The organism is Rhizobium terrae (assembly GCF_003425685.1).
Classification (GTDB): Bacteria; Pseudomonadota; Alphaproteobacteria; order Rhizobiales; family Rhizobiaceae; genus Neorhizobium; species Neorhizobium terrae.
Genome location: NZ_QJKM01000016.1, coordinates 61416 through 88398, shown reverse-complemented (window position 1 = coordinate 88398; position 26983 = coordinate 61416). Strand labels below are relative to the sequence as shown.

25 protein-coding genes, 1 tRNA gene and 1 riboswitch are annotated in these 26983 nt (G+C 59.9%); of the genes, 8 read left to right on the top strand and 18 right to left on the bottom strand.

The genetic code is table 11. The features are described from left to right. Positions 1-141 precede the first annotated feature (141 nt). Both DMO26_RS26115 and DMO26_RS26110 read right to left on the bottom strand, forming a co-directional pair. Positions 142-1575, bottom strand: coding sequence for a COG3904 family protein (locus DMO26_RS26115; protein ID WP_117195261.1), 1434 nt, complete (start codon positions 1573-1575; stop codon positions 142-144). A gap of 151 nt (positions 1576-1726) precedes the next feature. Continuing rightward, a complete protein-coding gene (locus DMO26_RS26110; RefSeq protein ID WP_117195260.1) occupies positions 1727-2821 on the bottom strand; it encodes a 2'-deoxycytidine 5'-triphosphate deaminase in 1095 nt (364 codons plus the stop codon). An 84-nt stretch (positions 2822-2905) separates the two neighbouring features. Beyond that, a riboswitch (SAM riboswitch) is annotated at positions 2906-2984 on the top strand. Between the two features lie 44 nt (positions 2985-3028). Here DMO26_RS26110 and DMO26_RS26105 point away from each other — a divergent pair. Next, a complete protein-coding gene (locus DMO26_RS26105; protein ID WP_117195259.1) occupies positions 3029-4213 on the top strand; it encodes an O-succinylhomoserine sulfhydrylase in 1185 nt (394 codons plus the stop codon). 159 nt (positions 4214-4372) lie between these two features. Next, complete coding sequence (gene apaG, locus DMO26_RS26100; protein WP_117195258.1) at positions 4373-4765, top strand: Co2+/Mg2+ efflux protein ApaG; 393 nt, start codon at positions 4373-4375, stop codon at positions 4763-4765. 143 nt (positions 4766-4908) lie between these two features. On the opposite strand, the gene DMO26_RS26095 is transcribed toward apaG, so the two are convergent. The 3 genes from DMO26_RS26095 to DMO26_RS26085 form a co-directional block, all read right to left on the bottom strand. Continuing rightward, positions 4909-5898, bottom strand: a complete 990-nt coding sequence (locus DMO26_RS26095; protein WP_117195300.1) for an Hsp33 family molecular chaperone — start codon at positions 5896-5898, stop codon at positions 4909-4911. A 182-nt stretch (positions 5899-6080) separates the two neighbouring features. Then, positions 6081-6998, bottom strand: a complete 918-nt coding sequence (gene argF / locus DMO26_RS26090; RefSeq protein WP_117195257.1) for an ornithine carbamoyltransferase — start codon at positions 6996-6998, stop codon at positions 6081-6083. A gap of 53 nt (positions 6999-7051) precedes the next feature. Beyond that, positions 7052-8248, bottom strand: a complete 1197-nt coding sequence (locus DMO26_RS26085; protein WP_117195256.1) for an aspartate aminotransferase family protein — start codon at positions 8246-8248, stop codon at positions 7052-7054. A gap of 398 nt (positions 8249-8646) precedes the next feature. On the opposite strand from DMO26_RS26085, the gene DMO26_RS26080 reads away from it, so the two are divergent. Further along, positions 8647-9183, top strand: a complete 537-nt coding sequence (locus DMO26_RS26080) for a GcrA family cell cycle regulator (RefSeq protein ID WP_117195255.1) — start codon at positions 8647-8649, stop codon at positions 9181-9183. A gap of 215 nt (positions 9184-9398) precedes the next feature. After that, a complete protein-coding gene (locus DMO26_RS26075) occupies positions 9399-9833 on the top strand; it encodes a PACE efflux transporter (RefSeq protein WP_117195254.1) in 435 nt (144 codons plus the stop codon). 9 nt (positions 9834-9842) lie between these two features. Here the strand turns inward: DMO26_RS26075 and DMO26_RS26070 are convergent, their stop codons facing one another. The 8 genes from DMO26_RS26070 to phoR all read right to left on the bottom strand — a co-directional run bounded on the left by DMO26_RS26070 (position 9843) and on the right by phoR (position 18360). Then, entirely contained in the window at positions 9843-10496 is a 654-nt protein-coding gene (locus tag DMO26_RS26070) for an NAD(P)H-dependent oxidoreductase (protein WP_117195253.1), read from the bottom strand. Positions 10497-10600: 104 nt separating this feature from the next. Continuing rightward, positions 10601-11284 carry a phosphate regulon transcriptional regulator PhoB gene (gene phoB / locus DMO26_RS26065; protein ID WP_113125638.1) on the bottom strand — a complete coding sequence of 228 codons (684 nt, stop codon included), beginning with the start codon at positions 11282-11284 and terminating at the stop codon, positions 10601-10603. A 29-nt stretch (positions 11285-11313) separates the two neighbouring features. Further along, a complete protein-coding gene (phoU, locus tag DMO26_RS26060; protein WP_117195252.1) occupies positions 11314-12027 on the bottom strand; it encodes a phosphate signaling complex protein PhoU in 714 nt (237 codons plus the stop codon). A 46-nt stretch (positions 12028-12073) separates the two neighbouring features. Then, positions 12074-12889, bottom strand: coding sequence for a phosphate ABC transporter ATP-binding protein PstB (pstB, locus tag DMO26_RS26055; protein WP_117195251.1), 816 nt, complete (start codon positions 12887-12889; stop codon positions 12074-12076). A 16-nt stretch (positions 12890-12905) separates the two neighbouring features. Further along, positions 12906-14225, bottom strand: a complete 1320-nt coding sequence (gene pstA, locus DMO26_RS26050; RefSeq protein ID WP_117195250.1) for a phosphate ABC transporter permease PstA — start codon at positions 14223-14225, stop codon at positions 12906-12908. Next, on the bottom strand, positions 14222-15706 hold the full coding sequence (gene pstC / locus DMO26_RS26045) for a phosphate ABC transporter permease subunit PstC (protein ID WP_117195249.1): 1485 nt from the start codon (positions 15704-15706) through the stop codon (positions 14222-14224). The genes pstA and pstC overlap by 4 nt, the downstream gene beginning before the upstream one ends. 189 nt (positions 15707-15895) lie before the next feature. Continuing rightward, positions 15896-16930: a substrate-binding domain-containing protein gene (locus DMO26_RS26040; protein WP_117195248.1), complete on the bottom strand. Its 1035-nt coding sequence runs from the start codon at positions 16928-16930 to the stop codon at positions 15896-15898. Positions 16931-17124: 194 nt separating this feature from the next. Continuing rightward, a complete protein-coding gene (phoR, locus tag DMO26_RS26035) occupies positions 17125-18360 on the bottom strand; it encodes a phosphate regulon sensor histidine kinase PhoR (RefSeq protein ID WP_226951427.1) in 1236 nt (411 codons plus the stop codon). Between the two features lie 211 nt (positions 18361-18571). Here phoR and ppk2 point away from each other — a divergent pair, with 211 nt between their 5' ends. Beyond that, on the top strand, positions 18572-19453 hold the full coding sequence (gene ppk2, locus DMO26_RS26030; protein WP_117195247.1) for a polyphosphate kinase 2: 882 nt from the start codon (positions 18572-18574) through the stop codon (positions 19451-19453). Between the two features lie 10 nt (positions 19454-19463). Here the strand turns inward: ppk2 and DMO26_RS26025 are convergent, their stop codons facing one another. After that, positions 19464-20732, bottom strand: a complete 1269-nt coding sequence (locus DMO26_RS26025) for a hypothetical protein (protein ID WP_162895063.1) — start codon at positions 20730-20732, stop codon at positions 19464-19466. 265 nt (positions 20733-20997) lie between these two features. Between DMO26_RS26025 and DMO26_RS26020 the strand changes: the two genes are divergently transcribed. The 3 genes from DMO26_RS26020 to DMO26_RS26010 all read left to right on the top strand — a co-directional run bounded on the left by DMO26_RS26020 (position 20998) and on the right by DMO26_RS26010 (position 23902). Next, complete coding sequence (locus tag DMO26_RS26020) at positions 20998-21954, top strand: NAD(P)H-dependent flavin oxidoreductase (protein WP_117195245.1); 957 nt, start codon at positions 20998-21000, stop codon at positions 21952-21954. Positions 21955-22085: 131 nt separating this feature from the next. Beyond that, positions 22086-22161: transfer RNA gene (locus DMO26_RS26015), tRNA-Thr, on the top strand. Positions 22162-22420: 259 nt separating this feature from the next. Continuing rightward, complete coding sequence (locus tag DMO26_RS26010) at positions 22421-23902, top strand: Eco57I restriction-modification methylase domain-containing protein (RefSeq protein WP_117195244.1); 1482 nt, start codon at positions 22421-22423, stop codon at positions 23900-23902. Here the strand turns inward: DMO26_RS26010 and DMO26_RS26005 are convergent. The 4 genes from DMO26_RS26005 to DMO26_RS25990 form a co-directional block, all read right to left on the bottom strand. Next, positions 23880-24734, bottom strand: coding sequence for a hypothetical protein (locus DMO26_RS26005; protein WP_117195243.1), 855 nt, complete (start codon positions 24732-24734; stop codon positions 23880-23882). The two genes, DMO26_RS26010 and DMO26_RS26005, sit on opposite strands and share 23 nt — an antisense overlap. Beyond that, positions 24731-24964 (bottom strand): helix-turn-helix domain-containing protein, encoded by a 234-nt coding sequence (locus DMO26_RS26000; protein WP_117195242.1) that lies wholly within the window; start codon positions 24962-24964, stop codon positions 24731-24733. The genes DMO26_RS26005 and DMO26_RS26000 overlap by 4 nt, the downstream gene beginning before the upstream one ends. A 244-nt stretch (positions 24965-25208) precedes the next feature. Next, positions 25209-26027 (bottom strand): class I SAM-dependent methyltransferase, encoded by an 819-nt coding sequence (locus DMO26_RS25995; protein ID WP_117195241.1) that lies wholly within the window; start codon positions 26025-26027, stop codon positions 25209-25211. 14 nt (positions 26028-26041) lie between these two features. Further along, positions 26042-26959: a metal-dependent hydrolase gene (locus DMO26_RS25990; RefSeq protein WP_162895062.1), complete on the bottom strand. Its 918-nt coding sequence runs from the start codon at positions 26957-26959 to the stop codon at positions 26042-26044. Positions 26960-26983: the final 24 nt, after the last annotated feature.

Here is a 26983-nt window from a genome sequence, read left to right as displayed (position 1 = left end):
CAGTTCGAGCCGACGCCGGATCAAAGAATGCTTCCGCTATCCACACGTTCGTAGACGGGGCGGAGCTGCTCGACCAGTATCATCAAGATCATCGGCGTTGGCTCGGTTAACCGATGGTGTCTTATCGATGCCGGCCTTCTTTCAAGGGGCAGCGGACGAAGCATCCAAGGTCGGGATCACGACCTCCCTGCTGAAATCAAACCGTTCAAACACCTTACGAGACGGAAGCGTCTGCTTCGCCGCACCGTCGGTCAACTCAACGACCAAGGTACGCAAAGTATCTTTCGCAACCCAAACTTCCGCGTGGGCCCGACGAGCGCCCCGTGTCCACGCCGCGCTGAAATGATAGGCATCAACGCCGTTAACAACTTTGTCAAGCAACCGAAGGCAATGCCGGAAAACAGGGGCTCCATTTTCAACGGTACCAAGGACAACTCGAGGCCATATCTTCCAAGAGGTATTCATAGAGTTGGAGTACAGAGCCCGATCGATGTAGCGCTGTTGGAGGGCAAGAACTTCCTCACCATTCTGGTCCAGCACATAATGATAAGCCGAATAGCGGCCGGTGTTCCGGGTACGCATGTAGGCTCGGTTGAGCATGTCACACGACGGGTCCTCACCAATTTCATGCGAATCCGATCCGTTCGCTCTGCTGTCTTCAAATCCGGCATCTTTTCCCTTGTGGCTGTTGGGAAGATTACCATTGATACTGGTCCTTAGGTCCGTTTCTTTAGCTTTTGCGCCGCCGCAGGCTGCATCTCTTTGACCGCTTGATAGGCAAATGACGTAGCCTGGGTCGTCCTGATACGAGAATACTTTTGTAACCAAGCCCAATTTGAGCGCCAGTTCTGTCGGAACACGATACATGCCTTGCGGGCTAGCTAGATCCATATAGAAAAATACATCCTCGCCGACCCCCATTTGCGTGAAATATTCAGAAAGCTCTTTCTTCAAAGCCGGCCGAATCTTGGTTGATCTTGTCTCATTAATAACCTTCTTTCCCCTTGCCGAACGTTCGGCTGTTCGATGTACTGTTGATATTTGATGAAGACCGATAGCGGCATTCTGAGCGGCGGCACGAATTTGGCCTCCGGCAAAAGCAAACGGGCACGCTGAAAAACAATACGCGCCTCCAGCACGAACTTCGCCTGTTGACCAGCCGTTTCGAACTATCTTGTCCCTGCAGCGAGGCTCCTCCATCGGGCAACCCTTCAACCGCGTCCTTCCAACCGCCGTTTCCAGGCCTTCCTTGCGGATGATGCGTCCAATGGAAAGAGCTCCCTTGACGTCTCCGCCGTAAGACTGGAAGACAACAGGAAGTTTCCTGCCGCCCAGCCTTTTCAGAAACCTCCTGAAAACCTTAGGCGTATCCGGCATTATCTCGCCTTCTGCGGATATCCATTGGATACAGGTTTCCTGGCAGCCATCATTCTGTACCAGCGCAAAATCCATGGGTTCGTTCCCGAACCCACGATCGCCTGCCGTAGCCGTAGCACCGGCACTACCAACTACTGGCAGAATTAGATTTGCAACGAGAGTGAACAGAAAAATTTGAATATATTTACGGATGATCATGCTGAGCCTTCGAAACGAATGCAACTATGGCTATCTTTGGTACGTAAAAAATGCAATCGCGCAAAAAGCTGCTGCTCCGGCCATTGGCTTGGCCGTGCGCAAACAGATGGAATGCTTTACGCATACCCACGGCACAAGATAGATTGAACAGTTACACCCGAAAATGCTTGGAGAGCTTCAGCCCTTGCGCCTGGTAGTTGGAGCCGACGCCCGTGCCGTAGAGGCCTTCCGGACGCTCCAGCATGTGTTCGTAGACGAGGCGACCGACGATCTGGCCGTCTTCGAGGATGAAGGGCACTTCGTGGCTGCGGACTTCAAGCACCGCGCGGCTGCCGCGGCCGCCGGCGGCTTCATGGCCGAAGCCGGGGTCGAAGAAGCCGGCGTAATGGACACGGAATTCACCGACCAGCGGGTCGAAAGGGGTCATCTCGGCCGCGTATAGAGGCGGCACGTGCACGGCTTCGCGCGAGACGAGGATGTAGAATTCATCGGGGTCGAGGATCAGTTCGCTGCGGCCGCGGCTGTAGAGCGGCTCCCAGAAATCGAAGATATCGTGCTGCGCCTTCTTGTCGACATCGACGACGGCCGTGTGGTGCTTGCCGCGATAACCGATCAGGCCCTGCTTGTCGCCGGCAAGATCGATCGACAGCGCGATCCCGCCGCCGGTAACGTTCGGCTTGGCGGCAGCCACCAGGGTCTCTGCGTCGTGCAGTTTCTGCAGTTCGGGTTCGCCGAGCAGTGCATTGCCGATGCGGAACCGGATCTGCGACAGCCGCGAACCACGGCGCACGACGATCGGGAAGGTGCGCGGCGAGATTTCCAGATAAAGCGGCCCCGAATATCCGGCCGGGATCTTGTCGAATTCCTGCGCATAATCGGTGATGACGCGGGTGAAGATGTCCAGACGGCCCGTCGAGCTCTTCGGGTTCGCGGATGCGGACATGCCGGCCGGCAGGTCGAGCCGCTCCATCAGCGGCACGATATAGACGCAGCCGGTCTCCAGAACGGCGCCTTCGGACAGGTCTATTACATGCAGCTTCAGCCGGTCGAGCTTGTCGGCGACGAGATGGTTCGGGCCGGGCATGAAGCTGGCGCGGACGCGAAAGGCTTTCGCACCCAGCCGCAGGTCCAAGCTTGCGGGCTGGATCTGATCGCGATCAAGCGTCCGCTCCGATATCAACCGGCCCGTTTCGAAAAGTGCCGCGATCGCGCGGTCCGCCAGAATTCCCGTCTCACGAGCCGTCATGCTCTATCCTTGGCTTCATTCATTGCCGGAGGCGACAAAACCAAATGCGGGCCATTGACGCAAGCGGGGCGCGGCGCTATGCCACTCTTATCCCGTGGTGATTTGGCCGGTCGGCTTGCAGCCACGTTAAACAAGTGGCTAAAAGGACCGGGTGCGAAACCGGTCTGCTTTTTGCGACCGGTTTTTTGTTTTGGAATGGGGACTAGCATGACAAACAAATGGCGCCCGGCAACCCAGCTCGTTCACGGCGGCACGCTGCGCTCGCAATATGGCGAAACCTCGGAATCGATCTTCCTGACCCAAGGCTTCGTCTACGACACGTCGGAAGCCGCCGAAGCGCGCTTCAAGGGCGAGACGGACGGCTTCATTTACGCGCGCTACGGCAGCCCCACCAACGACATGTTCGAGAAGCGCATGTGCATGCTGGAAGGCGCGGAAGACGCCCGCGCCACGGCGTCCGGCATGGCGGCCGTCACCGCGGCGATCCTCTGCCAGCTGAAGGCCGGCGACCATATCGTCGCCGCCCGGGCGCTGTTCGGCTCCTGCCGCTGGGTGGTGGAGACGCTTGCCCCGAAATACGGCATCGAATGCACGCTGGTCGACGGCCGCTTCCTCGAAAACTGGGAAAAGGCGATCACACCCAAGACCAAGGTCTTCTTCCTGGAAAGCCCGACCAACCCGACGCTCGAAGTGGTCGACATCGCCGGCGTCGCCAGGCTTGCCAACCAGATCGGCGCCAGGGTGGTGGTCGACAACGTGTTTGCCACCCCGCTCTTCCAGAAGCCGCTGGAGCTCGGCGCCCATATCGTCGTCTATTCGGCCACCAAGCATATCGACGGCCAGGGCCGCTGCCTCGGCGGGGTGGTTCTTTCCGACAAGGCCTGGATCGACGAGAACCTGCACGACTATTTCCGCCATACCGGCCCGGCCATGTCGCCGTTCAATGCGTGGACGCTCCTAAAGGGTATCGAAACCCTGCCGCTGCGCGTCAGGCAGCAGACCGAAAACGCCTCTAAGATCGCCGACTTCCTGGCCGACCAGAGCCAGGTGGCGCGGGTCATCTATCCCGGTCGCAAGGACCATCCGCAGGCCGATATCATCGCAAGGCAGATGACCGGCGGCTCGACGCTGGTGTGCTTCGAACTCAAGGGCGGCAAGGAAGCAGCCTTCAAGCTGCAGAACGCGCTCGAAATCGTGCGCATCTCCAACAACCTCGGCGATGCCAAGAGCCTGATCACCCATCCGGCGACGACGACGCACAAGAACCTGACCGACGAGGCACGCGCCGAACTCGGCATCTCCCCCGGTACCGTACGCCTCTCCGCCGGGATCGAAGATACCGACGACCTGATCGAGGATTTCGCGCAGGCGCTCTCCAAGACCGGTGCCTGATCATTGCGCGATGGTGAAACCTGCCGAAGGATTCACCATCACGGTTATCCTTAACTTCAAGAATCACTCACACGCGGTTGTTCAAGCCGTGAGAATTCTTGACGTTTCCGCATGTGCGTACAATATCGAATCCTGGAAGCGTTTTTGTTGAGGTGCCACATGTATCGCGCCCGGACAAGAGACATAGAGGTCGTCGTCGAGCCTTACTACCTGGAGGAGCAATCCAATCCGGAAGAGAGCCGTTATGTCTGGGGCTACCGCATCGTCATCGAAAATCACTCGATGCTGACAATCAAGCTCGTGCATCGCTACTGGCACATCACCGACCAGAACGGCATCGTGGACGAGATCGACGGCCCCGGCGTCGTCGGCGAGCAGCCGCGGCTCAAGCCGGGCGACAGCTATGAATACTCTTCCGGCTGTCCCCTCGACACCCCTTCCGGCATGATGTTCGGCCATTACGACATGCAGACCGACGAGGGCGACACGTTCAAGGTGACGATCCCCGCCTTTTCGCTAGACAGCCCAGGGCTGATGCGCGTCCTCAACTGATCCCTCAGGGACTGGCAAAGCGACGGCTGCCAAGCGTTCGGTCCAAGCCGCTTCTCCGCATCGGCGTGAAGACCCATCCGAACCCAAAGGCGGCTGACGGCATTCGGCGCAAGCTCCCAAAGCGCCTTGCGCTCTTTTGAAAATCAGGCCGCGGCGAACTCGGCTGCTTCATAGCGGTAGGTCGTCGAGCAGAACTCGCAGGTGACGGCGATCTGGCCGTCCTCCTGGCTTTCTTCTATTTCCTCGGCGCTGAAGCCGGTCAGGACGCTCTTGATCTTCTCGCGCGAACAGCTGCAGCGGTCGTGCACCGTCTGAGGTTCGTAGACGCGGACGCCGCGCTCGTGGAAGAGCCGGAAGAGCAGCCGCTCGATCGGCACCTGGGGATCGGTCAGCTCGTCGGTGTCGATCGTTTCCACCAGCGTGCGCGCTTCCGACCATGCATCGTCGTCGGCAAGGTCCGTGTCGCGTTCGTCGCCGTCACCGCCATGCAGGTCCGGCTGGCGCATACGTTCCGGCGCCTGCGGCAGGAACTGCGCGACGAGCCCGCCCGCCCGCCAGTTGTGGCGCGGCCTGCCTTCCGCATCCCGATCGAAGAGTTCGGCAACGCCAAGGCGCACCTTGGTCGGAATCTGTTCCGACTGGCGAAAATAGACGCCGGCAATCTCTTCCAGCGAGGAACCGTCAAGCGGCACGATGCCCTGGTAAGGCTGCATGCCGCGGCCCTGATCGATGGTGAAAGCGAGCACGCCCTCGCCAAGCAAGTCAGGCGGCGCGGTGCGGCCCTGTTTGACCGCGGTAGCCAGCGCTTCCTCGTCATAGCGGGCGTAGGCGCGCAAAGCGTCCGGCGTCGAGAAATCCGCGACCAGAAGGTCGACCGGGCCATCGCCCTTGGTCTGCACCGTGAACTTGCCATCGAATTTCAGCGAGGTGCCGAGCAGCGCCGTCAGCACGATCGCTTCGGCGAGCAGCCGCGCCACGGGGGCCGGATAATCATGACGGCCGAGGATCGCATTGAGCAGCGGCCCGAGCTGGACCGCCCGGCCGCGCACATCGAGCCCCTCGACCTGGAAGGGCACGACACGATCGTCTCCGGCAAAGTCGAGTTCCTTCAGTTCCACAGTCGCTTCCGCCATGTTCCACTCCTTCGCGCCGACGCTCAGACTTTTACACATGCGACGGCCCGAGCGGAACCGCTGGGCCGTGTGGAAAAGCATCGACGATGTTCGTTGAAGCGCCTTCCATCCGAAGATGCGGCGCGTTTGAAAGCCGGTAGATGGGCCCGGCCTTACTGGAATTCAAGGTTTGGGCGCGATGCTCAGAGAGCGCCCAGGCACCAGGCGAGAATGGATTTCTGGGCGTGCAGCCGGTTCTCCGCCTCATCGAAGACGACCGATTGCGGGCCGTCGATCACTTCGTCGGTGACTTCCTCGCCGCGATGCGCGGGCAAGCAATGCATGAACAGCGCCTCCTTGTCGGCGCGCTTCATCAGCGTTCCGTTGACCTGGTAGGGCTGGAAAATGTTGTGACCGCGCGCCTTATGCTCCTGGTTCATGGAGACCCAGGTATCGGTCACGACGCAATCGGCGCCGGCCACCGCGCGCTCCGCATCATGGCAGAGCATGATTTCGCCGCCATTGTTGCGCGCCCAGTTCAAGAACTTGTCGTGGGGTTCCGAGCCCATCGGCACCGCCATGTTCATGCGGTAACCGAAACGGGCGGCCCCTTCCACGAAGGAATGCAGCACGTTGTTGCCGTCACCGGTCCAGGCAATCGTCTTGCCGGCGACCGGACCGCGATGCTCCTCGAAGGTCATGATGTCCGCCATGATCTGGCAGGGATGCGTGTCGTCGGTTAGGGCATTGATGACCGGGACGGTTGCATGTTCGGCGAGTTCCAGCATGCGATCATGATCCGTGGTGCGGATCATGATCGCATCGACGTAGCGCGAAAGAACCTTGGCGGTATCGCCGATCGTCTCGGCGCGGCCGAGCTGCATTTCCGTGCCGGAGAGGAAGAGCGTTTCACCACCAAGCTGGCGCATGCCGACATCGAAGGATACGCGGGTGCGGGTGGATGGTTTTTCGAAGATCATCGCCAGCACCTTGCCGGCGAGCGGCTTTTCCGCCGTGCCGGCCTTGGTGGCTTGCTTGCGGACTTTCGCGTCGTCGAGAATGGTCCGCAGGTCCGCCGCGGAAACGGCAGAAAGATCGAGAAAATGCTTGGGAGATGCCATCGTGATGTTCCCTACAGAAGAGGGAACCATCAATGGCGCCCTCTTCCTGCCCCTCAGGCCGATTTCTTCAATTCGGAAGCGGAGAGCTTTTCCGCCGCCTTCTCAAGGCGAGAGAGCCCTTCTCGCGCCTCCTCCACGGTGACCGTCAGCGGCGGCAGGAGGCGCACGACATTGTCGCCCGCCGGAACGCCCAGCATATGTTCCGCACGCATGGCGGCGACCAGATCGCCGGCGGGAATCTTGGCCTTGATGCCGAGCAGCAGGCCATCACCCCGGATCTCCTCGATGATATTCGGAAACCGGTCCTTGAGGCTGGCCAGCCCTTGGCGGAAGATCAGCGACACATTCCGGACGTTTTCCAGGAAGCCATCGGCCAGCATGACGTCGAGGACGGCGTTGCCGACGGCCATGCCGAGCGGGTTGCCGCCATAGGTCGTGCCATGGGTGCCGGCGGTCATGCCGGACGCAGCATCGGCCGTCGCCAGGCAGGCGCCGAGCGGGTAGCCACCACCGATACCCTTGGCGAGCGCCATGATGTCCGGAGCGACACCCGCCAGTTCATAAGCGAAGAGCTTGCCCGTCCGGCCCATGCCGCACTGGACTTCGTCAAAGATCAGGAGCAGGCCGTCGTCATCGCAGAGCTTGCGCAGCGTCTGCAGAAATTCCTTCGGAACCGGTCGGATGCCGCCCTCGCCCTGGATCGGCTCGATCAGGATCGCCGCCGTCTTTTCGGTGATCGCAGCCTTCAGCGCCTCCAGGTCACCGAACGGCACCTGGTCGAAGCCTTCGACCTTGGGACCGAAACCTTCGAGATATTTCGCCTGGCCGCCGGCAGCGATCGTCGCAAGCGTGCGGCCATGGAAGGCGCCTTCGAAGGTGATGATGTGGAAGCGCTCCGGATGGCCCTTCACATACTGGTAGCGCCGGGCCGTCTTGATGGCGCATTCCAGCGCCTCGGCGCCGGAATTGGTAAAGAACACCTTATCCGCGAAAGAACTGTCGGCGAGGCGACGGGAGAGCTTTTCCTGACCCGGAACTTCATAAAGGTTCGACGTGTGCCAGACCTTCTCGGCCTGCGCCTTCAACGCCTCGACGAGATGAGGATGGGCGTGGCCCAGCGAATTGACGGCGACGCCCGAACCGAAATCGAGATATCGCTCGCCGCTTTCCGTCACGAGCCATACGCCCTCACCGCGTTCGAAGCGCAGCGGAGCCCGGGCGAAAGTGTCGAAAAGCGCGGTTTCAGCCATGGCGACATCACTCCTTCAGGCAACTCATGAAAGCCGGCAGAACCGGCCCGAAAAAATCAAAAATGCCGCCCACTGGGCGGCGGGGGCACTATCGGGGTTCAGGCCCGGAATGTCAACAAATCTCGGCATTTTGGCCGAGAAGCAGGCAAGCACCCGCATCTGTGACAAAAATGACTCTCCCGGACAGCAAGTTGGGGAAAACCACGAAATCGATTCCAGCAGATTCTTCCGACTCTTGCCACGGAGTCAGCCTCACACTAGGTTAACGATCAATTACTAGAACGCATGCGGCGGAACTAGTCACCTAAATCATAGATGTAGTGGGTGCTGCGGAATGAATTCGCAGCAAAGGTGGAAGGATTCTGCATGCCAGCAACGTTCAAAGGCGGAGAACGGGCATGAACTGGACAGACGAGCGTGTCGAAAAACTCAAGCGATTGTGGTCGGAGGGCCTGAGCGCCAGCCAGATCGCTGCACAACTTGGAGGCGTGAGCCGCAATGCTGTGATTGGCAAGGTGCATCGCCTTAGCCTGCCCGGCCGGGCAAAGGCCGGCGGCACCGTGGCGACCGGCCGGTCGGCGGCGGCCAAGCGGACCACCTCGGCGCCGCGTGCCCCGAACTATGCGTCGCGGGTAACGACCCGGACCGTCGCCCGCGCCGTCGGTGCGACAATGGTCAAGGAAGAGGTCGAAGTCGAAGCCTATCAGGAAGTGGAATATCGTCCGGCTTCCAACGTGGTGGTGCCGATCTCCCGCCGCCTGACGCTGACGGAGCTGACCGAGCGCACCTGCAAATGGCCGGTCGGCGATCCGCTGAAGGAAGATTTCCACTTCTGCGGCTGCGAGTCCCCGGATTCGTCCCCCTATTGCAGCTACCATGCGCGGCTTGCGTACCAGCCGGTCCACGACCGTCGCAAGGTCGCCGTCCGCGCCTGAGCGGACGGAATTTCACGAGGATAAGACCGAAAGCGGGCCCAGGCCCGCTTTTTTTGCCGAAGGGGCTCGGCCTTCTCCATGGGCATTGCTGCCGTGCCCCCATGGCCCTTGCTCCCCGCGTCCGGATCACCTATTTCAAGGCCTCGCGAGGACGACCTCCCCCGTATTGGGCCAAAACTCCGGGACGACCCGGAACAACCCATAGGGGTTACCCCATGCGCTCGACAGGCGACCGTATTCGTCACGCCCTCAGCTTCGAACTCATCGCCCTTTTAATCGTCACATCGGCTGGTGCGCTTCTGTTTGGCAAGCCGATCTTCGACATCGGTGTCATCGCCATCGGCGGCGCGACGATCGCGACGGGGTGGAACTATCTCTACAATCTCGCCTTCGACCATCTGATGCGGCGGCTGACCGGAGGAACGCGGAAAAACCCGGCAATCCGCGTCGCGCATGCCATCCTGTTCGAATTCGGACTGCTCATCGTGCTTCTGCCGTTCGTCGCCTGGTATCTTGGCATCAGCCTCTGGGAAGCACTGTTGATGGACGTGGCCTTCGCGCTTTTCTACGTGGTCTATGCTTTCGTCTTCAATTGGGCCTACGACAGGCTCTTCCCGCTGCCGGAATGGCGGCAGGCGGAGGCGAAATAGCCCGCCCTCCTATGATTGCCGTTCCCGGATCGCATCGGCAAAATGCTGCCGCCCGGTCAGCGTGATCCGTTTGCTGCCCCGCTTCAGTCCTCCCGCAGAGATGGCTGCCCGCGCGACTTCGCGCCGCCAGGCGTCGAGCTGGCGAGCGGCCCCACCCCGGCGGGTGACGCCGAGCTTCAGGAACCGCAGCGGTTTGAAGCCGCAGAAGCCGAGCACCTGATGTTTCAGGCGACGGATGACGGGATCGCCATAAATCCACCTGAGATACCACGGCGGGGTATCCATGGTGATAATGACATCGGCCGAGCGGCCGGCGAGCAGGCGATCCCAGAAAACGTCTTCGCGATGATACCGGAAACTGAAACCCGGCAGCAGGAGCCTGTCCATGAGCCCCTTCAAGGCCGCCGGCTCGGCACCCCACCACAGCGGAAAACCGACCACCAGATGGTCGCAGGCATCGATCGCCTCCGCCACTCGCTCGATGTCGGGCTCCCAGGGCTGATCGGCAGAATATCCTCGATGCAGGACGGGGTCGAAGGAAAGATCGCGAACCGCGAAACGGGTGACGGCCACGGCACCCGTCAGTGCGCCCTCATAGTGATCGAGAAGGTGGCTGAGAAGCCGCCCCTCATCGGGGTGGCCATCGATAATCAAGACATTCACGGCTGCGCCTCCGTGCGTTCCGAAAGCAGCCTATTGGAAAAACGGTCCCGTTCAATGCGTAGAAATGAGGGGACCGCGCGACAGAACCGCGCGGCATCCGATCGTCAGGATTCCATCGAATAACCCGCGCCGCGGACGGTGCGGATGACATCCTGCATGTTCGAGAAATTCAACGCCTTGCGGAGTCGGCCGACATGCACGTCGACGGTGCGTTCATCAACATAGATGTCGTGGCCCCAGACGCCGTCCAGGAGTTGCGAACGCGAGAAGACGCGGCCCGGAGAGGCCATCAGGAATTCCAGAAGACGAAACTCCGTCGGCCCGAGGCGGACCTCGCGGCTCTTGCGATGAACGCGATGGGTCTCGCGGTCGAGTTCGATATCGCCGCAACGCAGCACGCTGGAGAGCACTTCCGGCCGGGCACGGCGGAGCATCGCCTTGACACGGGCCATCAGCTCCGGCGTCGAGAATGGCTTCACCACGTAATCGTCGGCGCCGGTGGCGAGGCCGCGAACGCGTTCGCTCTCCTCGCCGCGGGCCGTCAGCATGATGATCGGCAGGCGTTCCGTTTCCGGGCGCATGCGCAGCCGGCGGCAGAGTTCGATGCCGGAAACGCCAGGCAGCATCCAGTCGAGTATCAGGAGATCCGGCGTCCGTTCCTGAAGCCGGATTTCGGCTTCATCCCCCCGCAGGATCGTCTCGACCTCATAACCTTCAGCTTCGAGATTGTAGCGAAGAAGCACGCTCAGCGCTTCCTCGTCCTCCACCACCGCGATTTTAGGCAGCATTTCGGCTCTGCTCCGTCAGCATTCCATCTTTATTCGGTGATCGCACCGAGGGTATTGGACGAGTCATCCTTTGGACGATCGCCTTCCGGCTGGGCGCCGGTCGTCATGTAGTAGATCGTCTCGGCGATGTTGGTGGCGTGGTCGCCGATGCGCTCGATGTTCTTGGCGCAGAACAGAAGATGCGTGCAGGTGGTAATGTTGCGCGGATCTTCCATCATGTAGGTCAGGAGTTCGCGGAACAACGAGGTGTACATCGCGTCGATTTCCTCGTCGCGGCTGCGGATCGCTTCCGCCTTCTCGGCCGAGCGCGTCGCATAGACGTCAAGCACGTCTTTCAACTGCACCAATGCCAGGTCGGAGAGATGTTCGAGGCCGCGGGCCAGCTTGCGCGGAACGCCGGTGCCCTGGACCGCTATGACGCGCTTGGCAGTGTTCTTGCCAAGGTCGCCGACGCGCTCCAGGTCGGAGGCGATGCGCAGCGAGCCGACGATTTCGCGAAGATCGGTCGCAACCGGCTGGCGGCGGGCGATCGTGACGATCGCCTTGTCGCCGATCTCGCGCTCGGCGTGGTCGAGGATCACGTCGTCGGAGATCACTTTCTGGGCAAGCGCGGAGTCTGCATTGACGAGTGCGCGCACCGCATCCGAGCACATCTGCTCGGCGAGGCCGCCCATTTCAGAAATGCGGCGGCTCAGATATTTCAGTTCGTCGTCGTAGGCCGAAAGGATATGGGTCGATGCCATCTTCTGGTCCTCAAAATTGATGTCAGGCGGCTCAGTCGGCTGGAAATCAGCCGAAACGACCCATGATGTAGTCCTGGGTGCGCTGGTCGTCGGGATTGGTGAACATCTTGTCGGTATCGTTTTCCTCGACCAGATTGCCGAGATGGAACATCGCGGTGCGCTGCGAAACGCGAGCAGCCTGCTGCATCGAATGCGTCACGATGACGATCGTGTAGTTGGCGCGCAACTCATGGATGAGTTCCTCGACCTTGGCGGTCGCGATCGGATCGAGCGCTGAGCAGGGCTCGTCCATCAGAATGACTTCCGGCGAAACAGCGACGGCGCGTGCGATGCACAGACGCTGCTGCTGACCGCCGGAGAGGCCGGTGCCGGATTCATGCAGACGGTCCTTGACTTCGGTCCAGAGGCCGGCACGCTGCAGGCTCGCCTCGACGATCTGGTCCATGTCGGCCTTGTTACGGGCGAGACCATGGATACGCGGACCGTAGGAGATGTTCTCGTAGATCGACTTCGGGAACGGGTTCGGCTTCTGGAAGACCATGCCGACGCGGGCGCGCAATTCGACGACGTCGATATTCGCATCGTAGATATCGTCCGTATCGAGCGTGATCTTGCCGGTGACGCGGCAGTTCTCGATCGTGTCGTTCATGCGGTTCAGCGTCCGCAGGAAGGTGGACTTGCCGCAACCGGAGGGACCGATGAGCGCCGTGACGGTGTTTTCGCGGACATTGAGGTTCACGTCGAAAAGCGCGCGCTTCTCGCCGTAATAGACCGACACGTCCTTGCCGATCATCTTGTAGGAAACTTCACTCATCTTCTGGTCCAGCGCCTTTTCAACTGCTGCTTCTGACATCATGTTCATCTGAGTCTTCCTCCTTCTACCAACGCCGCTCGAAGCGGCGCCGCAAGAGAATTGCGCCAACATTCATTAGGATGAGGAACAGGAGCAGGATGATGATCGCTCCCGAGGTGCGTTCCACGAAGGCGCGTTCCGCCTCATTCGCCCACATGTAGATCTGCACCGGCAGGGCCGTCGACGGGTCGAGCGGCGTAGTCGGATAGTTGGCGACGAAGGCCACCATGCCGATGAGGAGCAGCGGCGCGGTTTCGCCGAGTGCGTGGGCGAGACCGATGATCGTGCCGGTGAGAATGCCCGGCATGGCGAGCGGCAGGACGTGGTGGAAGATCGCCTGCATCTTGGATGCCCCGAGGCCGAGGGCCGCGGCGCGGATCGACGGCGGCACGGCCTTCAGCGCCGCACGTGTCGCGATGATGATCGTCGGAAGGGTCATCAGGGTCAGCACAAGACCGCCCACGAAGGACGCGGAGCGCGGCATGCCCATGAAGTTGACGAAGACGGCGAGACCGAGAAGGCCGTAGACGATCGAAGGAACCGCCGCGAGATTGTTGATGTTCACCTCGATCAGGTCGGTAAACCTGTTCTTCGGCGCGAACTCTTCGAGGTAGATCGAGGCGGCGACGCCGATCGGCAGCGCAAGCACGAGCACGATCAGCATCATATAGAAGGAGCCGATCAGGGCGACACCGACGCCTGCGGCTTCCGGGCGGCTCGATGCGCCGTTGACGAAGATGCCGCCGTTGAAATGCTTGGCAAGCGCGCCGCTATCGGCGAGCTGGGTCATCCACTTGATCTGCTGGTCGTTGACCTTGCGGTTCTCTTGGGCAACGTTCAGGTCGATCTGGCCCTTGAAGGCGGAGTCGATGTCGCCGGATGCCAGCAGGGTGACGGTCTGCGTCGTACCGATGATCGCAGGATTGGCCACGACCATGTCACGTAGCTGGACACGGACGCCGTCCGACAGCATCTGCCCCACGGAGCGCAAGCCGACGCGGTCGTCGGCGCCGACGCCGAGGACCTTCGCCAGCGCATTGCGGGCGACGATCGGATAATTGGCGGTCATCAACTTCTGCGGATTGGCGGCCCGCTCGTTCTGTGGATCAATGACCTGCTGCGAGAACTCGACCGGCATGGTGATCATCGTCTGCTGGAAGGCGGTATAGCCCTTCGAGACGACGGACCAGAGCAGGACCATCAGGAAGATGATGCCGAAGGCAAGGGCGGCAATGCCATAGGCCCGGAAGCGGCGTTCGGCGGCATAGCGGCGCTTGATACCGATATCGCGACGGGCGGCCTTGGGCTTGGAGATGCCGGCGACGGGAGAAACCACATCGGTCATTCGTACTGCTCCCGATATTTGCGCACGATGTAGAGCGCGTAGATGTTGAGGCAAAGCGTGATGACGAACAGCGTGATGCCGAGGGCAAAGGCAACCAGGGTCTGCGGCGAGGTGAACTCAAGGTCGCCGGTCAGCTGGTTGACGATCTTGACCGTCACGGTGGTCATCGGTTCAAACGGGTTGATCTGCATGCGGGCAGCAACACCGGCCGCGAGCACGACGATCATGGTTTCGCCGACGGCGCGGGATGCGGTCATCAGGAGAGCGCCGACGATGCCCGGCAGAGCGGCCGGCAGGACGACTTTCTTGATGGTTTCCGAACGGGTGGCGCCGAGGCCGAGCGAACCGTCCCGCAGGGCGCGCGGAACGGCGGTGATGATATCGTCCGACAGCGAGGAAACGTAGGGGATCAGCATGATGCCCATGACGAAACCGGCCGTCAGAACGCTCTGCGCCTGGATGAAGTTGGAATAGTTGCCGGTGACGAGACCGTTGAGCTGCGAGGAGAGGTCACGCAGGAACGGACCGACCGTCGTGAGCGCGAAGAAGCCGTAGACGATGGTCGGGATGCCGGCCAGGACTTCGAGCAAAGGTTTTGCGACGGAGCGAACCTTGGGAGAGGCGTATTCCGACATGTAGATGGCCGAAAAAAGGCCGATCGGCACGGCGAAGAGCATCGCCACGAAACCGATATAGAGCGTGCCGAGCAGCAGCGGGATGAGGCCGAACTGGCCTTCCGAGCCACCCGAGCCGGCAGCGGCGAAGCGCGGATCCCAAACGGTGCCGAAGAAGAACTCCCAGGCGGGAATGTGCGTGAAGAAGTGGGTTGCCTCGGTCAACATCGACAACACGATGCCGACGGTCGTCAGGATGGCGATCGAAGAGGCGACGACCAGGCTGACCAGGATGGCCTTTTCCACCCGATTGCGGGCGCGGAAGCGCGGCGCGATCTGGCGATAGGCGAGAAACGCGCCGGCGAGGGAAGCCGCGAGCACGACGATCGTCATGGTGATGCGGCTGATGTCGGTCATGACGTTCAGGTCGCCCGCGGCCTTGACCATGTAAGGCTTCGGATCACCGGCAAGCGGCACACCCTTGGTGGCGAGCGCCGCACGAAGATCGACCGGATTGCTGCCGATACGCTCGATTTCTTCGTTCGTCAGGGCGTTCATGCCGCGCGCGATCGAGGAGATCATGCCATAGGCAAGACCCTGTTCGGCTTCCGATTGAGCTTTCACGTCCTCGGGGAACGCGCCGCGGATCGATGAACTTATGTAAATCGGACTTGCAACAAGCCATACGAAAAGAATGACCACGGCCGGAACGATGGCCCATATGGCCACGAAGGAACCGTAATAGCCAGGCCGCGAATGAAGCTTCGACGACAGCCCCCCGACCAGCGCCATGGCATGACGGCCGCCGGCAAAGTAGCCAACCAACCCGACGAACGCCAAAATCAACAATATCAATGATGTATTCATCACAATCCCCCGGCTACCGCCTTCGGCGGCACCTTCACCGCCCAGTTCCGCTCATCGAAACCGATCGCATTCGCCGTCGCGCAACGCGCAACAATCACCGCATCAGAGCCTGCGTTCCCAGCCGGAACCCCTGATCCGACCGAAGGAAGACCGGCGCCGCCCTGGAGCAGCGCCGATCCTCAGGATTGATTACATGGTCTTGCCGGCAGCGAAGTCCTTGCGGACCTTTTCGCGCTGCGCGTCCGGAGCGGCAACCAGGCCGTATTCTACGAGCGGGGAGTCCGGGCCTACCATTTCGTCGGAGGTGAAGAACTCGACATATTCCTTGAGGCCCGGAACAACGCCCAGATGAGCCTTCTTGACGTAGAAGAACAGCGGACGGGAAACCGGATAGGTGCCGTCAGCGATCGTCGCCGAGGTCGGCTTGATGCCGCGCATGGTGGCGACCTTCAGCTTGTCCATGTTGTTTTCGAAGAAGGCGAGGCCGAATACGCCGACGCCGGTCTTGTTGGCAGCGATACGAGCGAGGGTTTCGGTGTAGTCGCCGTCGATGTCGACCGCAGCGCCGTCCTTGCGAACAGCGACGCAAGCCTTGGCCTGGGCAGGCTTTTCAGCGATTTCCTTGGCGATGACGTCCTTGGCGCCCGAGTCCTTGCAGCCGGCGTCGAGAACGTTGAGTTCGAAGACTTCGCGGGTGCCGTGCTTTTCGCCCGGGATGTAGGCAGCGATCGGACCCTTCGGCAGGGTCGGATTGATTTCCGACCAGTTCTTGTACGGGTTGTCGACGAGCTTGCCGTCAACGACGACCTTGGCAGCGAGAGCCTTGTAGAGATCCTTGGGCTCAAGCTTCATGTCGCCGTTCGACGAGTCGGTGGCGAAAACGATACCGTCGTAACCGATGCGGATTTCCATGATGTCGTTGACGCCGGCGGCCTTGCAGGCTTCGGCTTCAGACTTGTTGATCGGACGCGAAGCGTTGGCAACGTCGATCGTGGCTTCGCCGACGCCCTTGCAGAATTCCTTGAGGCCAGCGCCCGTGCCGCCCGACTCAACAACCGGGGTCTTGAACTTCGGGAAAGCTTCACCGAAAGCTTCAGCAACGATCTTCGCATAGGGAAGAACGGTGGACGAACCGGCAACCTGGACCTGATCGCGTGCGGCGGCGGCGCCGGCAAACGCTACGGAGGCCACCAAAGCGGCTGCAGAGAGTTTGAAAATGTTCATGAGGAATCTCCCGTCATGGGCTTGTGTGAATGCGGACGTCGTCGGCTCTCGCTCTCGCCGACGCTCGGCCCGCTTGTCTTAGCGGCTATAGCCCGTCCCTTTTATGTCAGTTCGATGAAAAATTTATGACAAATCAAGTCATTGATTTATAATGAAAAAATTTATGCACGGCCTTGCATCACCGGTCTTATATGTCAAAACCTTACGGTAAACTCGCTTCCCTTGCCGACTTCGGACTTCACGATCAGGCGAGCGCGGTGGCGGGTCAGAATGTGCTTGACGATGGCAAGGCCCAGACCCGTCCCTTTCTTTGAACGGCTGTCGGCAACGCTGACCCGATAAAAGCGCTCGGTCAGCCTAGGAACGTGCTCGGCAGGGATGCCCGGCCCCTGGTCCACGATGCTGACCTCCACGGGTTCGGCGGTACCGTTCTTGAGGTAAACGTCGACGACCTTGCCCTCCTGACCGTATTTGCAGGCGTTCTCGATGAGGTTTTCGAAGACCTGAACCAGCTCGTCCCGATCGCCAAGCACCTCCACCTTGCCTTCGGGCAGGTGAGTGCGGATCTCGACGCCGAGATCATCGGCAAGCGGCACGAGCGAATCCCGGACGTGGCCGATCAGGGGACGCAGATCGACCGTCTGATCGGGCGCGATATGGGATTTGAGTTCGAGACGCGACAGCGACATGAGGTCGTCGACAAGACGGCTCATGCGGGTCGCCTGGTCGAACATGATGCCGAGGAAGCGTTCCTGCGCGGCAGGATCGGAGCGCGCCGGCCCCTGCAACGTCTCGATGAAGCCCCTGAGCGAGGCGAGCGGCGTGCGCAACTCATGGCTGGCGTTGGCGACGAAATCGGAGCGCATGCGGTCGATGCGGCGCAATTCCGAGATATCGCGGAAGGACAGGAGATAGAATTTCTGCGCCTCGCCCTCCGCAACCCGACGCGGCGGCTGACCGAGATCGATCGGCGCAACACGGAGCGTATAGACCCGCTCGGAAGGCAGGCGCTCGGAATGTTCGATCTGGTTCGGTTCGTCGGTCGCGATGGTTTCACGCACCATGTCGAGAATGCCGGGAGAGCGCAGTCTTGCGGAAAGATGCGAGCCCGCAGGCAGCGCGCCGAAGGCTTTTTCCCCCGCCTTGTTCTGAAACAGAACCGTGGCATCGCTCCCGAGGACGAAGGCGGGAATATCCAGCGCGCCGAGGGTCGCCGCCACCTGGGGAAGCGGATCGAAAGCCGGCTCCTCCTCAATGACTTCCGGCTCGACGGCGGGAACCGGAACGGGCCTGCGCCCGACGACGACCAGAACCAGAAGCAGCCAGCCGATCAGAACGCCCGGCCAATCCATGCCGGCCAGCAATGCAAGGGACGCCAGCAGCGTGAGAAGCAGCAGCAAGGGCCGCTCCTGACGGGCTCTCCGAGGTATCTCGGCCAGGGCCCGACGCCATTTCTCCAATACCGACTCCACGATCCGACTCGCAGCTTTCACAGGTTGAACACGCGCTCATATATCCCTTGCATGACAGATATGCATCGGCCTCCGTGGAATAGCTTAAAAACTGGGGCAGGTCGGTAGCGAAAATCGGCAGGCGCGGTAAATATAAGGATCGCCCCCGCGGATCGACGAAAGGAAGACCATGACGGATGCCCAGGAAAGCAGAGCAGTCAACCTCGACATCAACGGCAAGCTGCGGCGGTTCGACATAGACGATCCCGAACTGCCGGGCTGGATCGAGGAGCATGCGCTGGGTTCCGGCGGCTACCCCTATGACGACAAGCTGAATAAGGAGAAGTTCGAAAAACAGCTCGAGAAGCTGCAGATCGAGCTCGTCAAGGTGCAATTCTGGCTGAAGGCGACCGGCACACGGCTGATGGCACTCTTCGAAGGGCGGGATGCGGCCGGCAAGGGCGGCACGATCTTTTCCATCAACGCCTATCTCAATCCCCGCTCGGCGCGGATCGTGGCACTCAACAAGCCGACGGAGACCGAAGCCGGGCAGTGGTATTTTCAACGCTATATCGAACACTTCCCGACATCCGGCGAAATCGTGCTGTTCGACCGTTCCTGGTACAACCGGGCAGGCGTCGAGCCGGTCATGGGCTTCTGCACGCCCGAACAATACAGGGATTTCCTGAAGGCGGTGCCGCGCTTCGAGGATACGATCTCCGACGAGGGCATCATCTTCTTCAAGTTCTGGCTGGATATCGGCCGCGAGATGCAGCTGAAGCGATTCCACGACCGGCGGCACGATCCGCTGAAGATCTGGAAACTCTCGCCCATGGATATCGCCGCACTCAACAAGTGGGACGACTATACGGAAAAGCGCGACCTGATGTTCGAGAAGACCCACAAGAAGGAGACGCCCTGGGCGATCGTGCGGGCGAACGACAAGCGCCGCGCCCGGCTTAACGTGATCCGCCACATCCTTCTGACGCTCGATTACGAAGGCAAGGACAAGGATGCCATCGGCGAGATCGACGACAGGATCCTCGGCTTCGGGCCGAAATTCCTGAAATAGGATTTCACCCTTACTGACCGGGCAGGATGCGGACCGAATAAAGCAGGACCGGCCGATCGGCGCCCTCTATGCCGCTGTTGAAGATCAGCCGTCCCGGCCGGTTCGGCACCAGCGACCGCTCGAAGCTTACCCGGAAGAGCGCCTCCAGCTTTTCCTGCGTGGCTGTGAACCGATGCCGGCTGCAACTGCCGAGGCTTCCGAAATCACAGCGCACCGAAAGCTGCGCGGAACGGTCTTCGCCCGATTGCAGCGTCAGCGCCACCGTCGAACTCTTGCCGGCCATTTCTCTCAGCACTTCGACGGGCACGTCGACCGCCACGTCTCCACCCTCGCCGGGCACGGCGGAGACGATGCGCACCGCCTGCCCTTCCGATGCCGCGACCGCATCGACACGCGCCTGGGCGCCGGGCTTCAGTTCGGCCACTTTCGAGGGTACGAAAATCTCCATCCAGTCGTCGGAGAAACCGCGGCGCGGATCGAAAGCGATCCTGCCCTGGCCGCCGGCCTGGGTGCTGCCCCCTTCCTGGTCGGCGGCCTTCATCGCTTCCTCGATAAAGGACTGCACCATGCCGGACTGGTAGAACCACCAGCAGGCACCGCCGACGACGGCAAGCGTGACGAACCATGTCAGAAGATGCGAAAGAAAGCTGCGGCGACGGCGCGGCTTGGCAGCGCGCTCCGGCGGACCGTCGAGCATTGTGTCGGAGGATGACGTCCGCTCCTGCCCTCTTCTCGTCTTCGCGGCCTTGGACAGCTTGGGCGCCCTGGCCGGTTTGCCGCCCCTCGTTTTCTGTAGCTGCGGCTGGGCCTCCACGCTTTCGGCGCGGGTGACCGCAAAATCCCCGAAGTCATCGGCCGGACGCGGGGCGCCGGAAGCGGCAGGCATCACCGAGGGGGCCGGAGATACGCCGGACCGAGCCTCGCCTTCCACCGGCATCTCGCGTGCGGGCACCATTTGCTCTGACTGCACCTCCACCATGGGAGGCTCGACGGGCATGGTCGACATGTCCTCAGGAAGCGACGGATCGGGGTCGATGGCGGGCTCGGGTTCGGGCAGCGGCCCGGACAGGCGGCGGATTTCCTCCATCTCGATCTCGTGGATCTTCACTTCCAGCCGCTCGTGCTGCTGCATGACGATCAACCGGTCGGAAACGCCCTGCTTGCGAAGGCCGGCATCCAGCGCCTGCCGCGCCGACTGATAAATACGGGCCCTGATCTCCCGGTCCGCTCGATCCGAGCGATCCAGCGCGTTCCTTATGGCCGTTTCCAAACCGCTCACTGCCGGTCCTTCTTCCTACTCGTTCCCAACCGCGGGAGTTTTTACGTTTCGGTAACCTCTCCGCAGCGGAACTGCAAGCGTCCCCTCTCGCCTGCACCTTGGGGAAAAATAAGGTCAAGATATGTTCCCGCATCGCGCCGGCAATCGACGGGGCCGCCGTCCGTCGCGGATCGTAAATATTCTTTCAGCGGCTTTCCGAGTCCCAGGCCATCTGCTAGACAGTCTTACGTTTGCGTAAAGGTAAATCGGGAGGGTTATGCCTAAGATGATTCCACCAATCCTCAAGGACGGCCTGCGCCTCCCCGTGGTCGCGTCGCCGCTTTTCATCATTTCCCATCCGCAACTGACGCTGGCGCAGTGCAAAGCCGGTGTCGTCGGCGCCTTTCCGGCGCTCAATGCGCGGCCGGAAAGCCAGCTCGACGAATGGCTGGCAATGATCACCGAGGAGCTTGCCGCCTACAATGCCGCGAACCCCGAAAAACCGGCCGCGCCCTTTGCCGTGAACCAGATCGTGCACACCTCGAACAAGCGGCTCGAACACGACCTGATGATGTGCGTCAAATACAAGGTGCCGATCGTCATCTCGTCGCTCGGCGCAGTTCCGGAAGTGAATGCGGCGGTCCACTCCTATGGCGGCGTCGTGCTGCATGACGTGATCAACAACCGGCATGCCAATTCGGCGATCCGCAAGGGCGCAGACGGGCTGATCGCGGTGGCGGCCGGTGCCGGCGGGCATGCCGGCATGCTTTCACCCTTCGCGCTGGTGCAGGAAATCCGTGAGTGGTTCGACGGGCCGCTGCTGCTGGCCGGAGCGATCGGGACCGGCGGCGGCATCCTGGCGGCCCAAGCGATGGGCGCCGACATGGCCTATATCGGCACCCCTTTCATCGCCACCCACGAGGCGCGTGCCGTCGAGGGCTATAAGCAGATGATCGTCGATTCGAACGCCGCCGACATCGTCTATTCGAACTATTTCACCGGCGTGCACGGCAACTACCTGAAGGGGTCGATCGAAGCCATGGGCATGGACCCGGCAGCCCTGCCGGTGGCCGACCTCAGCAAGATGGACTTCGACCAGGCCGTCAGCGGGCCGAAAGCCTGGAAGGAAATCTGGGGCGCGGGACAAGGTGTCGGCGCCGTGAAGGCGGTGGTTTCCACCGCCGAACTCGTCGACCGGCTGGAGAGCGAATATCATTCGGCCCGTAGCCGGCTTTCGCTCTAAAGCGATCCCCGGCTCGTCAACCATCCTCAAGGAAAATCGCCGGAGACACAAAAAGCCCGCTTGAAATCGCAGGCCATTGCCTGTATCAGCCGCATCACTCGCAGCCCGGCCAGCGCCGTTCGCTGCTTCGTGCCGCTTTAGCTCAGTCGGTAGAGCACATCATTCGTAATGATGGGGTCACGTGTTCGAGTCACGTAAGCGGCACCATTTCCTTCTAGATCAGTGACTTGAGAGCTCGGCTTCCGCAGATGGGTATTCGGGCGAGACATTTCCTTGTACAGTCCTCTAACATCCTCAAGTCCCCGTATGGCGCGCTCTACTTCCGCCGGCCTTTATGATACTAACCTCAGGTTGGCAAAGACATTGGACTGAGCAAAGGCCTTAAATCTGTTGAAATTTACCACCCAACCTTGAAATCAGCTGCACGCTTAGAATAGATGCTTTTAAGTATCATTCACGAGGCATTATGCTAAATCACGCGTTGTATACGGATGACAACATCCAGGCCCATTACACGAACGGGGGTCGCATCGCCGAATTCATGGGATCGCTACTAGGAAGCGTTGAGGGAAAGAGCGTACTGGAACCTGCGGTAGGACAAGGCGCCTTTCTGGCTCACTTTATGGGAGATCCTGCCAGTATCGATGCAGTGGACATCGACGCATCAGCACTCGATCACACCAGAGGTTTTTATCACGGTCCGCTAAATCTTATTCACGGCGACTTCATTGAGTTGGCAATGGAAGAGGGCCTATTTCTACAGTCACCTCTCAAGCGCTACGACGCCGTTATCAGCAACCCACCGTATGGGCTAAAATTTTCGAAAGAATTTCGCCGCTTACTGAAGGCGCGATATCCAGACTTCTATGTCAGGGAATCATACGGGTTGTTCATAAAGCTTGCTCTCGAACGTTTAATTGAAAAAGGTCGTTACGTATTTATTGTACCGGACACCTTCTTGAACAGCAACAACCATTTACCTCTGCGAAGATTTCTTATCAACCACTTCAGCCCATCCCATATTATACTGTTTCGGTCTCGCCTTTTTGGAACTGTCCAGTTTGGGTACGGTAGTTTTTGCATCATCGCCGGTGACCGCCAGCGGGGTGCTCAAACGGTGCATTGGGCAGATCTACGCAACGAGAACGCATTGCCAAAGATAGAAAGCGTTTCGTGGGACTTCGAAAATGCAGATGAGTTCGCCGCCCATACAACTACCGGCTGGGTTCCGCCGACTAAGAGACGGGCATCGATGGTGGCTCATTCAACAACTCTAGGCGATGTCGCCGAATGCAGAACTGGAATATACACCGGCGACAACACCGCTTATCTCGGATTTGATCCCATGAGGCTGCAGCGCAGGGCCAACGGGCATGCCATCAGCTGGAGCGAACAGGTACGATTCGCTCCCTTGACGGAAGACGAGAAGACAAACGGCTTTCCGGCGCAATTGTATGTTCCGCTGATACGTGGGGGACACCGCGAGCCGTTCGAACAAACATTCTGGGCAATCAAATGGGATCATGCAGCAGTCCACCATTACCGGACAGACAAGAAGGCAAGACTACAGAACTCCCGTTTCTACTTCCGTGAGGGTATTGCTCTGCCGATGGTTACCAGCGGACGCCTAACTGCGTCGTATATGGAAAACTCAGTCTTTGATCAGGGAGTGGTCGGCGTTTTCCCTCGCAGCAAGGACCTTCTCCCGTTTTTGCTGGTCTACTTAAATTCGACGTACGTATCAAGGGTACTGAAAGAGACGATCAACCCAAGCGCCAACAACTCCGCACGCTATATCTCTCGCATTCCGCTGCCAGAAGGGTACGCAGAAGCATGCGCTCAAAACGAGCAGTACCAAAAAATCCTAGCCTTACCTGATCGAAAACAGCGCCTAAGTGCAATTGACGATGCGATTAGCGGCCTCCTTACCAATCGAAGTACTTCCTAACCTCATCAATTTCAGATCCGAGGCTGCCCCAGAACTCGCCGGTGAGATCGTTCTGAAAGTCGATCATTTCCCCTCTTAACTTCGAGATGTTAGAACCCGTAAGCTCGTCAATCTTTTCGTAAGCGTCTGCACCTGTATGCACTTCCCAGAGTTTTGAGGAGCGAATTCGGTTAAGGTAGTTGTTGTTCTGTTTTTGGCGAACCAAAAACATGAGCGACACCTCAGGGTCGTAGAGCTTGTAGGCGCGTCCAACGGCCAGAAGGCGTAATGTATTCCCCTTCTCGTTTGAGCCAAATCCGCTCTTGAAATCGATGACACACAGCTTGCCATCGCGTTCAAATACCTCATCTTCGCGCATATTGATCGGATCGATTAGGCCGATCAGGTTGTTAAAGTCGTCTTTGATCCCTTTTGGCACAGATGGCTCGACACGCCGGTGTATATTCGCCATTACCTCAGTGAAGTTCGGCGCGCCTACCCTTTTCACGCCAGGCCTCGCTGGGTTTTCCCAAGCAGACTTGCAGAACCGCTCCCAAAGCTCACCCATGCGGCGAGATAGGGCCATGTACTCATATGGCCACACCTTGTTTCTGTACTCAAGATTGGCGACTGTCGTGCAATATTCTAGAATAATAAGTTCATCTTGTTTTGAAAGGTTCGTTGCGCCCAGCTTACTCTCAATGACTGCGCGGGCATCGGCAACTATCGTGTTGACTGCTTTGGCTTTCTTTCTGAGATTATCCTTTTGTTTGGCAATTCGTTCGACGGGTTCCGAAACCAGTCTCTGAAATTCCTGGGAAAAATCGCCTTTGAGCTTCTTGACTACGCTCATTCCACACCTCGCATTAGGTCTGTGATTGAGGTGCCCAGAGCCGTTGCGAGCTTGAAGATATTGATCAAACTGAGATTGCGTTCACCTCGCTCGACGCCTCCAATATAGGTCCTGTCGAGTTCAGCTCGGTCGGCAAGCACCTCTTGCGACAGAGACTGGCTTAGTCGAAGCGCTCGAACTCTTGCGCCAAACTTCTTCAAAATCCTTTGGTCATGTTCCTTGGAAACCATTGACACAAAGTTGAGTGTTGACGATGATGAGTCGACGGACGATAAGTATCATCGGGGATCTTGGGCCGGCGAGGCAATAAGCGGGCAGATGAATGGCGGCGCTTCCCTGTTGGCGCGTTGTTCCGTATCTCACGTAAGCGGTACCAGTAATTTTGATGAAATTGCTGAGAATACGTCCGATCTAATGACCCAGCAGAGATGGCTTGCCAGCCAAGAAATGACCGCTTGATGCGAAGGCCTTTTCCTACTCCGCCTTCAGATACCGCCGCGCCACGTAAACCACGCTGCCGCCCTTCAGGCCCTTGTAGAGCATCGAGCCCTTCGAGCCGGAGAACTCGCTCATGAAGCGGCGGAGGGCCCAGGCCTTGCCGATGCGTTCGCTCTTGCGGCCTTCGGCGGCATCGAGGGCCGCGACGACGCGGGGACTGATGTCGCGTTGTTCGATGAGTTGCAGTCCGGGAGCGCCGAGATGGCCGTCGAGGGCGGCGAGCTGGCTCTTCGGGCGCATATCGGCGAAGGTGAACCAGCCGCCGGGTTTCAGCACGCGGGCAACCTCTTTCGCAAAAGCCGGCACGTCGCCGTAACAATGCGAGGATTCGATGTTGACGACGATGTCGAAAGAGCCGTCTGGAAAGGGCATGCCCTCGGCATCGCCGTTCTCGAAGGTGAGGTTCGGCGTATCGGCATTGAGCTGGCGGGCGCGACGCACGGTTTCGGGCGAATAGTCCATGCCGGTGACGGAAGCCGGCGCATGATAACGCGCGATATAGCGCGATCCGCCACCTCGGCCCGAACCGACTTCGAGCACGAGCCTGCCTTCAAGCGGCAAGCCCGCGACCGCCTGCTGATAGAGACCGATGAAGACGCGCTCCGGCTCGTCCTCCGGCTTCAGCGGAAAGGGCTCGCCCTCGGCCAGGTAGCCATAGTTCATGAAGCGCCAGTCGGCATCGTTCCAGAACAGAGAGAGAAGATTGTAGACCCGCCGCCAGACCCATTTCTGGGCCCGCGGAAATTTTCCGGGTGTGGCGATGTCAAGGACGCTGGAAAACAACCGGCTGCTCATGTGCGCGACAACCTTCAGCCCGCCTGCGGCGGAGCTGTTTGCGCCTTGAGCGCCGTGAACTCCTTGTAGAGCCAGTCCCGGCCCTTGCGGATCAGGTCGTGATCGTCCTTGTTCAGCGGACTGAAGCCCGGCATGTAATATTTCAACACGAGCGGCCCGCACTTGCGCCAGTAGCCTGGGGAGAAGAACAGGACCCAGACCAGCCGCAGCCAGAATTTCGGCCCGGTCCTGACACCGTCGACCCTGGCGAAGAGCTTCAGGTTGCGCAGGGTGATCATCAGGAACTTGATGGCGACAGCGTTGAAGGCCATGGTACGCAGCATGTAGCGCTGCCAGCTCGAATAGTTCCGGGTTGCAAAGGCGAAAACGTCCAATGCGACGGCCTTGTGCTCGAGTTCCTCCAGCGCGTGCCACATCCACAGGCGGCGATAGGCAGGCGCCGCATTGTCGAGGAGTTGCGGATTGCGCAGCGTGACGGTCGAGAGCGTCGCCGTCAGATGTTCGATGGCGCAGGTGACGGCCAGCCGGAAAATCGGAATCTTGTCGCTGTGCAGCGTCTTTCGTACCGGCTCCTCCATCGCGTCTACGTCATAACCAAGCTTGGCCAGCGCGCGATTGTAATCGACATGTTCGCGGGTGTGGAATGCCTCCTGCACCGCATAGCCGTTGATTTCCGCCGCCAGCTGCCTGTCTTCGAGCTTCGGCGCGTAATGTTTCAGCGAGCGGATGAAGTAACGTTCGCCTTCCGGCAGGAAGATCGAAAGTCCGTCGATCAGGGCGGTCTTGTGGAAATCGCCCTCCAGCCAATGCCGTGTCGGATTGTCGAGAATCCCGAAGCGGATGTCGCGCGGGATGATGTCCTCGTCGTCATTGCCGGGAGAAGCACCATCCCATTTCGCGCTGCCGCTTTCGCCGGAAGTCGCCGTCGCCATAGCCGTCATCCCGTATTCTGGCCA

What these genes read in the sequence shown, in the direction of transcription:
- DMO26_RS26000 (WP_117195242.1), bottom strand. Translation starts at nt 24,964, where the DNA reads ATGGTTTCCAAGGAACATGACCAAAGGATTTTGAAGAAGTTTGGCGCA.
- pstA (WP_117195250.1), bottom strand. Translation starts at nt 14,225, where the DNA reads ATGACCGATGTGGTTTCTCCCGTCGCCGGCATCTCCAAGCCCAAGGCC.
- phoB (WP_113125638.1), bottom strand. Translation starts at nt 11,284, where the DNA reads ATGCTGCCTAAAATCGCGGTGGTGGAGGACGAGGAAGCGCTGAGCGTG.
- DMO26_RS26080 (WP_117195255.1), top strand. Translation starts at nt 8,647, where the DNA reads ATGAACTGGACAGACGAGCGTGTCGAAAAACTCAAGCGATTGTGGTCG.
- DMO26_RS25990 (WP_162895062.1), bottom strand. Translation starts at nt 26,959, where the DNA reads ATGGCGACGGCGACTTCCGGCGAAAGCGGCAGCGCGAAATGGGATGGT.
- DMO26_RS26005 (WP_117195243.1), bottom strand. Translation starts at nt 24,734, where the DNA reads ATGAGCGTAGTCAAGAAGCTCAAAGGCGATTTTTCCCAGGAATTTCAG.
- pstB (WP_117195251.1), bottom strand. Translation starts at nt 12,889, where the DNA reads ATGAACATGATGTCAGAAGCAGCAGTTGAAAAGGCGCTGGACCAGAAG.
- DMO26_RS26075 (WP_117195254.1), top strand. Translation starts at nt 9,399, where the DNA reads ATGCGCTCGACAGGCGACCGTATTCGTCACGCCCTCAGCTTCGAACTC.
- apaG (WP_117195258.1), top strand. Translation starts at nt 4,373, where the DNA reads ATGTATCGCGCCCGGACAAGAGACATAGAGGTCGTCGTCGAGCCTTAC.
- DMO26_RS26095 (WP_117195300.1), bottom strand. Translation starts at nt 5,898, where the DNA reads ATGGCGGAAGCGACTGTGGAACTGAAGGAACTCGACTTTGCCGGAGAC.
- DMO26_RS26020 (WP_117195245.1), top strand. Translation starts at nt 20,998, where the DNA reads ATGATTCCACCAATCCTCAAGGACGGCCTGCGCCTCCCCGTGGTCGCG.
- argF (WP_117195257.1), bottom strand. Translation starts at nt 6,998, where the DNA reads ATGGCATCTCCCAAGCATTTTCTCGATCTTTCTGCCGTTTCCGCGGCG.
- DMO26_RS26010 (WP_117195244.1), top strand. Translation starts at nt 22,421, where the DNA reads ATGCTAAATCACGCGTTGTATACGGATGACAACATCCAGGCCCATTAC.
- DMO26_RS26040 (WP_117195248.1), bottom strand. Translation starts at nt 16,930, where the DNA reads ATGAACATTTTCAAACTCTCTGCAGCCGCTTTGGTGGCCTCCGTAGCG.
- DMO26_RS26110 (WP_117195260.1), bottom strand. Translation starts at nt 2,821, where the DNA reads ATGACGGCTCGTGAGACGGGAATTCTGGCGGACCGCGCGATCGCGGCA.
- pstC (WP_117195249.1), bottom strand. Translation starts at nt 15,706, where the DNA reads ATGAATACATCATTGATATTGTTGATTTTGGCGTTCGTCGGGTTGGTT.
- DMO26_RS25995 (WP_117195241.1), bottom strand. Translation starts at nt 26,027, where the DNA reads ATGAGCAGCCGGTTGTTTTCCAGCGTCCTTGACATCGCCACACCCGGA.
- DMO26_RS26115 (WP_117195261.1), bottom strand. Translation starts at nt 1,575, where the DNA reads ATGATCATCCGTAAATATATTCAAATTTTTCTGTTCACTCTCGTTGCA.
- DMO26_RS26105 (WP_117195259.1), top strand. Translation starts at nt 3,029, where the DNA reads ATGACAAACAAATGGCGCCCGGCAACCCAGCTCGTTCACGGCGGCACG.
- DMO26_RS26085 (WP_117195256.1), bottom strand. Translation starts at nt 8,248, where the DNA reads ATGGCTGAAACCGCGCTTTTCGACACTTTCGCCCGGGCTCCGCTGCGC.
- ppk2 (WP_117195247.1), top strand. Translation starts at nt 18,572, where the DNA reads ATGACGGATGCCCAGGAAAGCAGAGCAGTCAACCTCGACATCAACGGC.
- phoU (WP_117195252.1), bottom strand. Translation starts at nt 12,027, where the DNA reads ATGGCATCGACCCATATCCTTTCGGCCTACGACGACGAACTGAAATAT.